Consider the following 14457-nt stretch of genomic DNA (forward strand, 5'->3'; position numbering starts at 1 on the left):
AAGTGCGGCGCTTTGCCGCGCGGAGGGCTGGCGGGCATGCCGGGCGGCATGCCCTTGGGGGGTCAGGTGTTCTTCAGCTTGCGCAGGTTGCCGATGACCGACTCCAGCGCGCGGTCGAACAGCAGGGTGTCGTTGAGTAGCCGAATGGCGCCGCGCTGGAATTCGGTCGCCAGGCCCATGCGGGTCTTTTCCAGGACTTTCATGCCGGTGCGATTAACGAAGATGTACTTGCCGGTGGGCTTGATCACCGCTGCCAGCTTGCAGCGCAGCTTGTGTTCTTCGTCTTCCTGGAACTCCACCCAGCTGCCGACGCGCAGATTGTCGACCTGGACCAGCGCGACATCGTTATCCGGCAGGCTGATTTCCGGTTCCTGCTCGCGGCTCTCGCCAGGTGCAAGCAGGACGATCTCGTCGACCACTTCGACCATTGCCGGTGTGGTTGCTATCGGAGTGGCCGCTGACTCCGCTGAAGTGCTGTCGTCCGCTGGCGCCTCGCTGGGAGCGCTCTGCGGTTGCTGGAAGCGCTGCAGGGTCTGGACATGGAGCGCTTCGAGCTGGGTAAAGAAGTCGCCGGTGGAAAAAGGGTCGAAGGCGGCGCTGACCAGTCCGTCGCGCAGCGCTTTAAGCAGGCTCGGGACCAGCTCCAGCAGGCGTGCACGCGACTCATCGTCTTCGTGAGGGGTAACGCTCCACACCAGATCGTCCATCGTGTCCAGGGCGGCCTGCCACTCTTCGGACTGGGTGCCGTGTTTCAGGCAGGTAAGCAGCAGAACCTTGCTCCAGGCTTCCTGCAGTAGCCGCACCACGACTTCCGGAAGCGTCTTGCCGAGCAAGCGCTGGTTCAGGGCGCGCTCAACTTCCTGTCGGGCGATCTCGGCCTTGGCGCGGCCTTCCTCGGCATCACGGGTGCGTTGCTCGAGCAGCTCGCTACGGCGGCGCTCATCGCCGATGAAGGCAAGGAAGTCGGCCAGCAGCTCGGAGAAAATGGCCGGATCGTCAGTGAAGTCGTTGAGCAGTCGAGCCACGATCTGCTCGATCTTCTGGTAGAGACTGTCCCGCTGCGCTTCATCCTGATCGCCCCAGCCCATCGCTGCCGAGGCAATCTCGTTAAGCAGGCGGCGTGCCGGATGGCTGCCGCGACTAAAGAAGGTCTTGTCCAATACCGCGACCTTGAGAAGCGGGATCTGCAGACGACCGATCAGGGCCTTTAGCGAGTCGGGCAGGGTGCGGTCATCGAGTATGAATTCGAACAGCATGGAGACGAGGTTGATCACATCGTCGTCTATCTCGCCGACCACGCGGGACTTGCCGGTCTTGGCACTGACTCGGCTCAGCAGGCCGGCCAGCTGCTCCTGAAGATCGAGCTCGTCGACGGTCTGCGGCGCGCGCGCCTGCATGTGCGACAGCAGGCGGAGGAGGTCGCCACTGGAGATCGGGATCGCATCGCTGGGGATGTTGCGCGCTGGCAGCATGCTGCTGCCACGGAGTTCTGAAAGCAGGCTGTGCAGTGCGCTGAATGCGGCTTCCTGCAGTCCCTCGTCGACATGTGCAGCCTGGCCAGGTGGTGCCGATGGTGCATGGCTTCCGGCTGGCGCGCCGGGGCGCTGCTGGCGGCGGGGCGGGGCGGAGTGCAGCTCTGGCAGTATGCCGGCAGCGACCAGGGTCTGGTTAGCTTCGGCATAGAGTTGGTCGATATCCCCGAGCACGTACTTTTCGAAGAGCTTGAAGATGATCAGCTTGACCTTGATCTCTACCCCAAGGCTGCTGCTGGCCTCAATGAAGTAGTCGCAGAGTGCGTGTGGGCCGAGCGGGTTGCTCTTGTCATCGAGCTTCTTGCTGATCAGCGCATTGAAACGAGTGGTCAGGTGCCCCAGCGGTTGAGCCGCACGACTCATGACTTTCGCTACCATGGTGTCGACGGCTACCGACTCTTCCAGCTCATCGTTCTGCACAAGTGAAAGACTGTCGAACGACACATTGTCCAGCACCGGCGGCTTGCCGATCTCATACTGATTGAGCTTGGCGAATGCTTCGAACAGCTGTTGCAGAAAGCCGCGTTCGATGTTGCGGCGCTTCATGCGCAAATCACGCATGGCTTCGAAAAACGCGTTCTGTTCGACGTTACTGCTCGCACGATCGGCGATCTCGAAGAGCGAGTCATCGGCGTTGTCGAACAGCGACTGCAAAGCCTGACGCAGCTGTTGGGCGGCCTTGTCGCGCACGCTGATGAGCGCCACAGGCAGGCGGCCTGCTGGTGAAGAAGGCTTGTGCTCAGGGGCTGCCTTGTTCAGGTGCACCACTTTCGCATCGGTTCGCATCGAGACTCTCCTGCGGTCGCCTGCTTAACGGCGGTCACAACGCCAGCTTCAAACAGCGTCTTGTATGGGTAACCAAATCGGCAGGGCAAGGCGGAAGGTTCCGGGCGAGCCCGCAATCTAGTGCGGGTTTCTTCTGTCGAACCGGATCCAGCGCAGCATAGCCGAGCGGTCTGATTTTACAACGACACCTCGTCAGTAAGGTGTCGCCATTTCGGTGGCGTCAATATTCTTGAAGGGCATTATAAGCATCGGATTGCGATGCCAAGGCCGGTTTTTCATTGGACATGACTTGGCTCACAGATACTCGCAGGTTTTCCGCCGGGAGGTAAAAAAAGCCTCTCGAATACCCGTCCGGGATGCGCAGGTTGGCGCTGCGTTAGCGAGCACTCAGCCTTTATACTCCGCGCAATCTTCAGGAGTCAGCCATGCCGAATCTTACACTTGCCGATCTATCTGCAGAAATCGATGCCAACGTTCGTCGCGCGCTCGCCGAGGACGTCGGCAGTGGTGACATCACGGCGCAGTTGATTCCAGCCGAGCGGCTGGCGCACGCGTCGGTCATCACTCGCGAGCAGGCAGTGATCAGCGGAACGGCATGGGTAGACGCCGTATTCCGCCAAGTCGACCCACGCGTTGCGGTTCACTGGCAGGTTGCCGATGGCGACCGTGTCGGAGCTGACCGGGTGCTGTTCCATCTCGAGGGGCCGGCGCGGGCGCTGCTCACCGGCGAGCGCAGTGCGCTGAATTTTCTGCAACTGCTGTCGGGTGTGGCGACTCGCTGTCGTCACTACGCGGACATGGTCGACGGGACCGGTGTGCGTTTGCTCGATACGCGCAAGACCATACCCGGGCTGCGCCTGGCGCAGAAATATGCCGTTACCTGCGGTGGTTGCCACAACCACCGCATCGGTTTGTACGACGCCTTCCTGATCAAGGAAAACCACATCGCCGCTTGCGGTGGCATCGCCGAGGCGGTTGCTGCTGCACATCGCATCGCGCCGGGCAAGCCGGTGGAGATCGAGGTAGAGAGTCTGGACGAGCTTGAGCAGGCGCTACTAGCAGGTGCCGATATCGTCATGCTGGACGAGCTCAGTCTGCATGATATGCGCACCGCGGTGGCCATCAATGGCGGGCGGGCCAAGCTCGAAGCGTCGGGCGGCATCAGCGATGAAACGCTGCGCAGCGTGGCGGAAACGGGGGTGGACTACATCTCCATCGGCGCGCTGACCAAGCATGTGCGAGCGGTGGATCTGTCGATGCGCTTGCGGCAGTAAGGGCGGGGCGAGGTTGCGGTGCCTGGCGCAGCGGCTGCGCCAGGCGGATCGGTCAGTGACGGCTTTTCAGGCCGAAATTCTCGTGCAGGGTGCCGGGGGTGTCGTCGCCCTTGGGCGCATAGTCCTTCGGCGGCTCGGTGAAGGCCGGCGACGAGAGACGCTCACGAGTGCCGTGGTTCTCTTCGCTGTGCAGTGCGGCCATCAGGCGTTGACGGGTCTGTTCGTCGAGTGCGAGGCGGCTGGCGCCGTCGGACAGGTGATCCTGAATGTCCTGATAGTTGTTGGTCAGTTTGCGCAGCAGGCTGGCGGTGGTGTTGAAGTGGGTAACCACCTCACTCTGATAAGTGTCGAAACGCTCTTGCAGGTCATCGACCTGACGCTGTGTGCGGTTTGGTGCGCTGCTGCGTGCCACCAGATAACCGATGGCGATGCCGGCGATCAGGCCGACGATCGGGAGCAACCAGGTCGCGAGGGTCTGTTCCACGAGTCCTTCCTCTATATAAACGGCTGTGCTTACGTTAACGTCTCGTACCTGCTATGTATACCGCGACGCGAGGCGGCGGTTATTGGCAGCTAGTTAGCAAGACGAGTCGACTCGTCCCAAGGTCACGGAGTTCCTGCTTTGTTGAAACGCGAAACCCCCCTCAATCTCGACGGCCCCTGCGGCACCCTTGAAGCGCTGTACTTCGATCAATCGCAGCCGACGGGGCTCGCGCTGATCTGCCACCCGAACCCGGTCAAGGGCGGCACCATGCTGAACAAGGTGGTCTCGACCCTGCAGCGCACCGCTCGCGACGCCGGCTACAGCACGCTGCGCTTCAATTATCGCGGTGTCGGCGGCAGCGCCGGCGCGCATGACATGGTCGAGGGCGAGGTGGATGACGCCGAGGCTGCGCTGCGTTGGCTGCGCGAGCAGAATCCGGAGCTGCCGCTGACGCTGCTGGGGTTCTCCTTCGGCGGGTTCGTCGCCGGCAAGCTGGCCCACCGTTTGAACGCGGAGGGCGTGGCGGTACAGCGGCTGATGATGGTGGCGCCGGCAGTGTCGCGCCTCGTCGAGCTGTCGTTGGCTGACGATTGCCAGCTGACGATCATCCAGCCGGAGCAGGACGAGGTCATCGATGCCGAGTCCGTGTACACCTTTTCCGCGCAGCTGCAGCACCCCCATGAGCTGCTGAAAGTGGCAGAATGCGGCCACTTTTTTCATGGCAAGCTGGTGAAACTGAAGGAACTGGTAGCCCCGCGGCTTTGATGCCCGAACCTGCTCCTCTCCGCCGCGCTCAACGATCGAGAATGACTGCATGACTACCCGCATCCTGACCGGTATCACCACCACCGGCACGCCGCACCTGGGCAACTACGCCGGCGCGATCCGCCCGGCCATCCTGGCCAGCCGCGACGCGGCCGCCGACTCCTTCTATTTCCTGGCCGACTACCACGCGCTGATCAAGTGCGATGACCCGCTGCGTATCCAGCGCTCGCGCCTGGAGATTGCCGCGACCTGGTTGGCATGCGGCCTCGATCCCGAACGCGTGACCTTCTATCGTCAGTCCGACGTTCCGGAAATCCCCGAGCTGACCTGGCTGCTCACCTGCGTCACCGCCAAGGGGTTGCTCAATCGTGCCCACGCCTACAAGGCCTCGGTGGACAAGAACGTCGAGAACGGCGAGGACCCGGATGCCGGCGTGACCATGGGACTCTACAGCTACCCGGTGCTGATGGCGGCGGACATCCTGATGTTCAACGCGCACAAGGTGCCGGTTGGCCGCGACCAGATCCAGCATGTGGAAATGGCCCGCGACATTGCTCAGCGCTTCAATCATCTGTTCGGTCACGGTCGTGAGTTCTTCACCCTGCCGGAAGCGGTGATCGAGGAAGGCGTCGCCACGCTGCCCGGCCTTGACGGACGCAAGATGTCGAAGAGCTACGACAACACCATTCCGCTGTTCGGCAGCGCCAAGGAGCTCAAGGGCGCGATCGCACGCATCGTCACCGACTCGCGCCTGCCGGGCGAGCCGAAGGACCCCGACAGCTCGCACCTGTTCACCCTCTACCAGGCGTTCGCCACCGCGCAGCAGCAGGATGCGTTCCGCCAGGAGCTGCTCGACGGGCTGGCCTGGGGCGATGCCAAGCAGCGCCTGTTCGAGCTGCTCGACAACGAGCTGGGCGAGGCGCGCGAGCTGTATCACCAGCTGATCACCAAGCCCGCCGAGCTGGAGGACATTCTCCAGGCGGGCGCGGCCAAGGCGCGCCGAATCGCCACGCCGTTCCTTGGTGAGCTGCGCGAAGCGGTGGGCCTGCGCAACTTCCGTAGCGAAGTTAAAAGTGCAGCGCCAGCCAAGAAGAAGTCCAGCAAGGTGGCGCGCTTCGCCAGCTTCCGCGAGGCCGACGGCGCGTTCCGCTTTCGTTTCTTTGCGCCCGACGGCGAGGAGCTGCTGCTGTCCCGTCCGTTGAGCAACCCGAAGGCGATCGGCAGCCTGACCCAGCGGTTGATTGCCGGCGGGCCGGACGCGCTGGAACTTCGCGAGGACGAAGGCGATCAATTCACCCTGTGGCTGGACGACGAATGCGTCGCCGACAGCCCACATTATGAGAGCGCCGAAGCGCTCGATGCCGCCATGCTGCGGGTACGCGAGGCGCTGGCCACGCTCGTCGACTGACGTGCTGCCGCCAGGGCGGAACGTACCCCGCGACTGCGTTCCGCGGCTTCGCGGCAATCTCCAAGAATGGGTGTCCCAGGAGGGCTGACGCTTGAACGACCTGAGTAAATTGCCAACCACCGAGGGCGCGGCTAAAGTGTCGGCCCCGTTTCACTACCCAGACTCCGCCATGACCCCTCTTGAGCGCTATCAGGCCGACCTGAAACGTCCTGACTTCTTCCACGATGCCGCCCAGGAAAATGCGGTGCGTCACCTGCAACGTCTGTACGACGATCTGGTGGCCGACGATCGCAGCAAGAGCGGCCTGCTCGGCAAGCTGTTCGGCAAGAAACAGCAGGAGCCGATCAAGGGCATCTACTTCTGGGGCGGCGTTGGCCGCGGCAAGACCTACCTCGTTGATACCTTCTTCGACGCATTGCCGTTCAAGCAGAAGACGCGCACGCACTTTCACCGCTTCATGAAGCGCGTGCACGAGGAAATGAAGACGCTCAAGGGCGAAAAGAACCCGCTGACCATCATTGGCAAGCGCTTCGCCGACGAGTCGCGGGTGATCTGCTTCGACGAATTCTTCGTCTCCGATATCACCGACGCGATGATTCTTGCCACGCTGCTCGAAGAGCTGTTCAAGAACGGCGTGAGCCTGGTGGCGACCTCCAACATCGTGCCGGACGGTCTGTACAAGGACGGTCTGCAGCGCGCGCGCTTCCTGCCGGCCATCGAGCTGCTGAAGAAGCACACCGAGATCGTCAACGTCGACAGCGGCATCGACTATCGCCTGCGTGCGCTGGAACAGGCCGAGCTGTTCCACTTCCCGCTCGATGCCGAGGCCGAGCAGAGCCTGGAACGCAGCTTCAAGAGCTTGCTGCCGGAGAACTGCCGGGTCGTCGACAAGGACGCACTGATGATCGAGAACCGCGAAATCCGTGCGGTAAAGACCGGCAACGATGTGGCCTGGTTCGAGTTCCGCGAGCTCTGCGACGGGCCGCGTAGCCAGAACGACTACATCGAACTGGGCAAGATATTCGGCGCCATCCTGCTGGCCAATGTCGAGCAGATGAGTGTCACCAAGGACGACATGGCGCGCCGCTTCATCAACCTCGTCGACGAGTTCTACGACCGCAACGTCAAGCTCATCATCTCTGCCGAGGTCGAGCTCAAGGACCTCTATACCGGTGGTCGCCTGGAGTTCGAATTCCAGCGCACCCTGAGCCGTCTGCTGGAAATGCAATCGCACGAGTACCTGTCGCGGCCGCACAAGCCCTGACCATGGCGTGGCCGCGAAGACCGACTCTTCGCGGCCAAAGGCCGCTTTCTCGCAACGTCTGGCACTGCGCCTTAGTAGGCGCGGTCTTCGTCAAGAAGGCGTATGCCAGCTGTCGGTACCTGCTTCAGCAGGCCAGCCTTGGCTGTTCCGTGGTCGCCCTTACGACTCAGGCCGGTATTTCTGCCGGTAGTGATTGGGTGACAGCTCGGTGTGCTGGCGGAAAAGGCGGGCGAAGAAGCTCGCATCGTCGTAGCCCACTTCGTAGCTGATCGTCTTGATGCTCTTGCCGGTGGTGGCGAGCAGGCTTTTCGCCGTCTCGATCCGCAGGCGTTGCAGATAGTGCAGCGGCTTGTCGCCGGTGGCTGCCTGGAAGCGGCGCATGAAGTTGCGAATGCTCATGCCGTGCTGCCGCGCCACGTCCTCGAAGCGAAACTTTTCGGCGAAGTTGGCTTCCAGCCATTCCTGTATCTGCAGAATCCGCGTATCCAGATGCAGCTTCTGCCCGCCGAAACCCAAGCGCCCCGGGCTGTAACTGCGTTGTAGCTCGTAAAGCACGTCACGCGCCATGCCCTGGGCCACGTGTGCGCCGCAGAAGCGCTCGACCAGATACATGTACAGGTCGCAGGCCGAGGTCGTGCCGCCTGCGCAGTAGAGGTTGTCGCTGTCGGTGAGGTGCTTGTCGGCGCTGAAAGCCACACCGGGGAAGCGCTCGACGAAGTCATTGGCAAAGCGCCAGTGGGTGGTCGCCTCGCGGCCTTCCAGGAGGCCCGCCTGGGCCATCCAGAACACGCCGGTGGCTTCGCCACAGATGACGCTGCCTGCTGCGTGACGCTCGCGCAACCAGGGCATCACACCCGGATGCTGCGCGCAGAGCGCATCGAAATCTCCCCAGAAGGCCGGCAGGATCACCATATCGGCGTCGTCCAGCGGACTATCCACGGCGATGGCGATACCGCTGAAGGTATTGACCGCCTTGCCGTCTGGGCTGACTAGGCGGGTTTCGAAAGCAGGGGTGAGGTCAAGGCCGAGCTGTTTGCCATAGCGCAGGCTGGCCATGTGGAAGAAATCCTTGGCCTGGGTGAGTGTCGAGGCGAACACCCCTTCGGTGGCAAGTATGCTGACGCGCTTGATCGAGGCGAGATTGGGCATGCGATTCTAATTATTGTGGTGAGTAACAGGGTAAATCTGCCGTGTGGCGGCTGGAGCGTCCTATTTTTGCATGCATCTGTCCAGCCTTCCCTGAAGCGATGCGGCTGAACCGTCACAGCGACCCGGCGTCGAACCGCTGATGCACAGGAGCGAAGAGATGAGTGAAAGCAGTCAGTATCCGACAGCCCCTTTTGGCGATTGGGACGGCAGCCCGGCCGCGGCGCGTGCGATGCAGCAGAGCCTGGCGGCGCAGGTGAGCTTGCAGGATGACTTCCCACCGTTGCGATTGATCGCCGGGGTGGATGTCGGTTTCGAGGATGGCGGCACTATCACCCGCGCCGCGGCAGTGCTGCTGGATGCCGATACCCTGGAGCTGGTCGGCAGCAGCCTGGCGCGAATTCCGACGAACATGCCCTACATTCCGGGCCTGCTTTCGTTCCGTGAGCTACCCGCGGTGCTGCAGGCGCTCGGCGAACTGCCGGCCGTTCCCGACCTGATCTTTTCCGACGGCCACGGCATCGCCCACCCGCGCCGCCTGGGCATTGCTGCTCACCTGGGCGTGGTGACCGGCCTGCCCACCATCGGCGTGGCAAAGAAGCTGCTCACCGGGGCGCACGACGAGCTGGAACTGGCGCGTGGTGCACAGGTCGAGTTGCGCGACAAGAAGACCGGCGAAGTGATCGGCTGCGTGCTGCGCAGCAAGGACAAGGTGCGGCCGCTGATCATTTCCCCGGGTAACCGGGTCAGCATCGTCACCGCACCGCAGCTGGTGATGCGTTATGTCACGCGCTATCGCCTGCCGGAGCCGACCCGGCTGGCCGACCGGCTGGCATCGCGGCGGGAAGAAAAGGCCGCCGCGCGGCGCTTGTCTGGAGCGGCCGAGTAGCTAAAGCAGTTGTAACCGGGATTGCCCGCGCCCGTGGCGACGCTTGCAGCTGGCGTCTCGCAGGCGCTAGCCTGCGGGCCTGTTGTCAGCTCGGACCCTACGATGATTCTGGATTGCGCTACCGGTTGGTGTCAGGGCGTTCGCCACTGCCCGTCACCGAACTTCAACCAGCGGCCGGCCGGCGAGATTTCCCTGCTGGTGATCCATAACATCAGCCTGCCGCCGGGGCAGTTCGGCACCGGCAAGGTTCAGCAGTTCTTCCAGAATTGTCTGCAGTGCCATGAGCACCCGTTTTTCGAGGAGATCGCCGAGCTGCAGGTGTCGGCGCATTTTCTCATCGAGCGTGATGGCGCGATCACTCAGTTCGTCTCCTGTCTGGATCGTGCCTGGCACGCCGGCGTGTCCTGCTTCGACGGTCGCGAGGGCTGCAACGATTTCTCCATCGGCATCGAGCTGGAGGGGACCGACGACCAACCCTTCAGTGAGGCGCAATACCAGGCGCTGATCGGATTGTGCCGGGTACTGCAGGGCGCGTTTCCAGCGATTACCCCCGAGCGGGTTTGCGGCCACAGCGATATCGCGCCGGGGCGCAAGACCGATCCCGGCCCGGCATTCGACTGGCAGCGGCTGCGTGCGGCTTCCATTACCTGCTGACGAAAGGAAAGGACGATGAGTTTTCTGGTGATCCTGCTCGTGCTGTTGGTGGAGAAGTTCTCTGATTGGCGGCCGCGGCTGCAATACGACAGCCCCTGGCTGACGCGCCTGCGCCAGGCGGAGGCCAGCCCGCGTCTGCGACAGACGCCCTGGCTGGCGCTGCTGTTGCTGGTGTTGCTCCCGGTGCTGCTGCTCGGCCTGGTGCTGCTGGCACTGGAGCCGCTGGCCTACGGGTGGCTGAGCCTGCCTGTGCATCTGCTGGTGCTGCTCTACAGCCTCGGCCGCGGCCATGCCAAGGCTGAACTCGGTGCGTTCCGCGACGCCTGGCGCCGTGGAGATGAGGAGGCCGCCGCGCTGGCCGCCGAACGTGACGCCGGCCTGCAGACCCAGGACCCGCCGAGCCTGTTGGCAGCGGTGCAGTCCTGGCTGCTGTGGCGCAGCTACGAGGGTTTTTTTGCGGTGATCTTCTGGTACCTGCTGCTCGGGCCGATGGCGGCGCTGGCGTACCGGCTGCTGGCGCTGTGCGCCGAGCACACCGAGCTCGAAGGGTTGCGCGAGCGGGCCGAGCAGCTGCGGCATGCCTTCGACTGGTTGCCGGTGCGGGTGTTGCTCGGCAGTTTTGCGCTGGTCGGCAACTTCGTCGCGGTCAACCGGGCGCTGCTGCACGAGTTGCTGAGCTGGGATGTGCCAGCCCGGCGGCTGTTGGCCGATGCCGGTCCGTTGGCCGCCGATCTGCCGCCCGCGGTCGACGGCGAGGCGGGCATCGCGAGGCTCGACGGGATCGCGGCATTGCTCGTACGTACACGGGTGTTCTGGTATGCGGTGATCGCAGTCTGGACGATCCTCGCCTGAGGCTCTTGGCCAGCGGCGCCGCTAATGGAAGTCCATAACGCCTCTGTATGGGGTTCCACCGCCGAATCGCCGTAACCCGCAGGCCAGACGCCTCGCCGAGCGTCTGGTTGATATCAGTCGAAGAGCCATCATTTGGCCATTACCTTAAGTTACAAAAACGCCTACCGATATCCCGTATAACCCGGGCAGATGCCACTCTCTGACGAGCCCTGCTGCGCGTTGCAATTGCGTGCAAGCCAATACCAATAAAATTGGGAGACGTCGTGTGAATAGTCTGTTGTATCCCGCGATTGCGTTCATGAACCGCCTGAGCTTCGGTATGAAGTTCAGCCTGGTCAGCGTCCTGTTTTTCGTTCCCATGCTGCTGAGCAACTACTACCTGGTTCGCGACTCGTACCGGGCATATGTCGGTACCCGCAACGAGCTGCAGAGTCTCGAACTGCTTGGCTCGACCTTGCAGGTGCGGCGCAGCATGGAGGACTGGAAAGACCTCGTGCATATTGAATCGATCATCGGCCAGACCGGCAATGTCGAGGCGCTGCAGACTCGCTTGAACCGCGTCGAAAGCGCGCTGGCAGCGCAGCTGCAGGCACTTGTCCCCGTTGGCGATGCGCCTGAGCAGGTGGCTGAATTCAATAGCCGTCGCGACGAACTGGTGACCGGGCTGAACGCCGCCCAGGCCGAGCAATCGTTGCAGTCCAAGGCAGCCATGGCCGAGTCCCTGCTGGGCCAGTCGCAGGTGATGATCAAGCTCGTCGCCGGCCAGTCCGGCCTCAGCCAGGATCTCGAGCGTGAGGTCCGTCTGTTGGCCGAGCTGCTGACCACGGTAACCCCGGCCATCAGCGCATCGCTCGGCGAGGGGCGCGCGGTGGGCTCTTACACGTTCGGCCAGGGCTACCTGAACTCCGATGCCAGCAATACGCTGGACAACCTCGTGCTGGAACTGGAAAAGCAGCAGGCGCAGTACGCCGCACAGTTGCAGGATGCCCTGGGCGCAAGCCAGGCCGCGCGTACCCGGCTCGACGCCTTCGCCACCGCCAGTCGTGAGTCCCTGCAGGCGAGCAGCGAAATTCTGCAGGACGAGGTGATCATGGCCGAGGCGCTGGACCTGCCTTGGGAGCAGTTCTACGAGCGCATCAGCGCGCAGATGGCCAAGACCTACGAGCTGAACGACGCCATTCTCGGTTTCCTCGAGGTGGAGCTTGCCGAGCGGCTGGAGCAGAAGCGCCTGCTCATGACCCTGCTGCTTTCGGCTCTGGCGGTGGTGCTGTGCCTGGTGGCGTATCTGTACGCAGGCTTCTACGCCTCGACGCGCGCCTCGCTGCACAGTCTCGGCAGGATCATGGACAAGGTCGCCGCCGGTGACATGACCGTGCGCTATCAGGTACAGAGCCGCGATGAGCTTGGCGAGCTGGGCCAGGTGTTCAATACCACCGTGGCGCAGATCCGCGAGCTGATCGAGCGAGTCGGGCAGACCGTCGCCGAAGTCGAACGCCAGGCACAGCGGGTCGAAAGCGTCTCCGGCGAGAGCAATCAGACGGTATCCGAGCAGCGTGGGCAGATCGAGCAGGTCGCCACGGCGATGAACGAGATGTCCGCCACCGCCCAGGAGGTCGCCAGCAGTGCCGAGGCCGCAGTTGGCAGCGCACAGAGCGTCAACGAGGAAACCGTCAGCGGGCGCGAGCTGGTGGTAGCGCAGGTCGGCGGTATCCAGCGGCTGGCCGTCGAGATCGAGCAGTCGGTGCAGGTGATCAACCAGTTGGCCGACGACAGCAAGGCGATCAGCCAGGTGCTGGACGTGATCAAGACCATCGCCGAGCAGACCAACCTGCTGGCCCTCAATGCGGCCATCGAGGCCGCGCGTGCGGGCGAGCAGGGCCGTGGCTTCGCGGTGGTCGCAGACGAGGTGCGCGGGCTGGCGCAGCGGACGCAGAAGTCCACCGCGGAAATCGAGCAGATGATCGCTCGTCTGCACAATGGTGTCGGCGCAGCGGTGAAAACCATGCATGCCAGCCATACGCTGGCCGAAGACACCGTTGGCCAGTCGGGGCGGGTCGAGCAGGCGCTGGAAAACATCCTCGGCGCGGTGGGGCTGATCGTCGATCAGAACCAGCAGATCGCCGCTGCGGCTGAGCAGCAGACAGCCGTGGCGCACGATATCGATCGCAATATCGTCGCGATCAACGAGGCCGGCCAGCGCACCGCCGAGGGCGCCGGGCACACCGAGCAGGCGAGTCGCGAACTGTCCCAGCTGGTGGGACGCCTGCAGCAGCTGATCGGCGCGTTCCGGGTCTGACCGCGGCGATGATCAGGGCTGCGGCCAGCCGAACAGTTCACAGCTGTTGCGATAGCTGGCTGCGGCCAGCTCTTCGGCGCTGACACCCTTCAGATCGGCCAGCATCCGGCAGATATCCGGCAGCAGTTCCGGGCTGTTGCGCTCGCCGGCGTGGCCGGCTGGTGGGATATCCGGCGAGTCGGTTTCCAGCACGATGGCCTCCAGCGGCAGTTGCTTGAGCACCCGCTGCATGCGCAGCGCCTGTGGCCAGGTACCGGCGCCCCCGAGGCCGAGCCTGAAGCCGAGGCGCAGGTATTCCTGAGCTTCCTCCCAACTGCCACTGAAGGCGTGCACGATGCCGGCGCGCTGCAGCTTGTAGCGTTTGAGCATGGCGATCATCGGTGCGTGGGCGCGGCGTACGTGCAGCAGCACCGGCAGCTCGAACTCCGCAGCCAGCGCCAGCTGCGCTTCGAGCAGTTCGTGCTGGCGCTCGATGTCCGGGTCCTCGACGTAATAGTCCAGGCCGATCTCGCCGATGGCGCAGAGTTTAGGCTCACTGCGTAGCAGCTCCAGCCAGTCGCGCAGCTTGCCCAGGTGCTCGTCCCGGTGCTCGGCGATGAACACCGGGTGAAGGCCCAGCGCAGCATGAACCGCTGGCTGCTCGCAGGCTAGCTGCCAGACCCGCTCCAGATTCGCTTCGTGCACGCCGAGTACCACGATGCGCTCGACGCCAGCGGCCGCGCTGCGGGCGATGACCTGGGTCCTGTCATCATCGAACATCTCGAAATCGAGGTGGGTATGGGTGTCGATAAGCTGCACGACAGGCTCCGTACGGTCGGCGGTGGGCGGGCGCGTAATGCTACATGGCCTTCAGTGGCTTTCCTCTTCGATCTGAATGTCGCTGACGCCCAGCTCTTCAAGCCGGCTGGCTTCGCTGGGGCGTATCGGGTTTTCCCAGGGGGCGTCGACCGCCGCACGCGGCTCGCGGACGTAATGCAGCAGTATTTCCAGTTCGGCCTGCTCCAGACCGGGCACTTCGAACGAGCTGATCAGCAGCGAGGCGGGCTCGCCGTTGATGCAGTAGTGGATGCGGTAACGCTTCAGATCGGTCATGGCGGGCTTCCTGCG

At 63.4% G+C, this 14457-nt stretch carries 13 protein-coding genes; 8 read left to right on the forward strand and 5 right to left on the reverse strand.

The annotated features are described in order from the left end of the window. Positions 1 to 62 precede the first annotated feature (62 nt). Positions 63 to 2318 (reverse strand): DUF1631 domain-containing protein, encoded by a 2256-nt coding sequence (locus CW305_RS22430; RefSeq protein WP_104099032.1) that lies wholly within the window; start codon positions 2316 to 2318, stop codon positions 63 to 65. Between the two features lie 425 nt (positions 2319 to 2743). On the opposite strand from CW305_RS22430, the gene nadC reads away from it, so the two are divergent. Next, complete coding sequence (gene nadC / locus CW305_RS22435; RefSeq protein WP_104099033.1) at positions 2744 to 3592, forward strand: carboxylating nicotinate-nucleotide diphosphorylase; 849 nt, start codon at positions 2744 to 2746, stop codon at positions 3590 to 3592. Between the two features lie 52 nt (positions 3593 to 3644). Here nadC and CW305_RS22440 read toward each other — a convergent pair whose 3' ends face one another. Further along, a complete protein-coding gene (locus tag CW305_RS22440) occupies positions 3645 to 4076 on the reverse strand; it encodes a Z-ring associated ZapG family protein (RefSeq protein WP_003298586.1) in 432 nt (143 codons plus the stop codon). A gap of 138 nt (positions 4077 to 4214) precedes the next feature. On the opposite strand from CW305_RS22440, the gene CW305_RS22445 reads away from it, so the two are divergent. From CW305_RS22445 to zapE, 3 genes are all read left to right on the forward strand, one after another. After that, positions 4215 to 4841, forward strand: a complete 627-nt coding sequence (locus CW305_RS22445; protein WP_104099034.1) for an alpha/beta hydrolase — start codon at positions 4215 to 4217, stop codon at positions 4839 to 4841. A gap of 49 nt (positions 4842 to 4890) precedes the next feature. Further along, the gene (locus CW305_RS22450; RefSeq protein ID WP_104099035.1) at positions 4891 to 6249 is read left to right on the forward strand and encodes a tryptophan--tRNA ligase; all 1359 of its coding nucleotides are present in this window, start codon (positions 4891 to 4893) and stop codon (positions 6247 to 6249) included. 169 nt (positions 6250 to 6418) lie between these two features. Beyond that, the gene (gene zapE, locus CW305_RS22455) at positions 6419 to 7513 is read left to right on the forward strand and encodes a cell division protein ZapE (RefSeq protein ID WP_014819073.1); all 1095 of its coding nucleotides are present in this window, start codon (positions 6419 to 6421) and stop codon (positions 7511 to 7513) included. Positions 7514 to 7672: 159 nt separating this feature from the next. On the opposite strand, the gene CW305_RS22460 is transcribed toward zapE, so the two are convergent. Beyond that, positions 7673 to 8662: a GlxA family transcriptional regulator gene (locus CW305_RS22460; protein ID WP_104099036.1), complete on the reverse strand. Its 990-nt coding sequence runs from the start codon at positions 8660 to 8662 to the stop codon at positions 7673 to 7675. Between the two features lie 157 nt (positions 8663 to 8819). Between CW305_RS22460 and nfi the strand changes: the two genes are divergently transcribed. From nfi to CW305_RS22480, 4 genes are all read left to right on the forward strand, one after another. Continuing rightward, positions 8820 to 9548: a deoxyribonuclease V gene (nfi, locus tag CW305_RS22465; RefSeq protein WP_014819075.1), complete on the forward strand. Its 729-nt coding sequence runs from the start codon at positions 8820 to 8822 to the stop codon at positions 9546 to 9548. A gap of 102 nt (positions 9549 to 9650) precedes the next feature. Next, a complete protein-coding gene (gene ampD, locus CW305_RS22470) occupies positions 9651 to 10202 on the forward strand; it encodes a 1,6-anhydro-N-acetylmuramyl-L-alanine amidase AmpD (RefSeq protein ID WP_014819076.1) in 552 nt (183 codons plus the stop codon). A 15-nt stretch (positions 10203 to 10217) separates the two neighbouring features. Continuing rightward, positions 10218 to 11054: a regulatory signaling modulator protein AmpE gene (gene ampE, locus CW305_RS22475; protein ID WP_046619229.1), complete on the forward strand. Its 837-nt coding sequence runs from the start codon at positions 10218 to 10220 to the stop codon at positions 11052 to 11054. Between the two features lie 265 nt (positions 11055 to 11319). Then, on the forward strand, positions 11320 to 13350 hold the full coding sequence (locus CW305_RS22480; RefSeq protein WP_090522451.1) for a methyl-accepting chemotaxis protein: 2031 nt from the start codon (positions 11320 to 11322) through the stop codon (positions 13348 to 13350). A 12-nt stretch (positions 13351 to 13362) separates the two neighbouring features. Here the strand turns inward: CW305_RS22480 and CW305_RS22485 are convergent, their stop codons facing one another. Further along, positions 13363 to 14148 carry a TatD family hydrolase gene (locus tag CW305_RS22485; protein WP_104099037.1) on the reverse strand — a complete coding sequence of 262 codons (786 nt, stop codon included), beginning with the start codon at positions 14146 to 14148 and terminating at the stop codon, positions 13363 to 13365. A gap of 51 nt (positions 14149 to 14199) precedes the next feature. Then, complete coding sequence (locus tag CW305_RS22490; protein ID WP_041015978.1) at positions 14200 to 14442, reverse strand: hypothetical protein; 243 nt, start codon at positions 14440 to 14442, stop codon at positions 14200 to 14202. Positions 14443 to 14457: the final 15 nt, after the last annotated feature.

The sequence above is a fragment of the Stutzerimonas kunmingensis genome (assembly GCF_002929225.1).
In the GTDB taxonomy this organism is placed as follows: Bacteria; Pseudomonadota; Gammaproteobacteria; order Pseudomonadales; family Pseudomonadaceae; genus Stutzerimonas.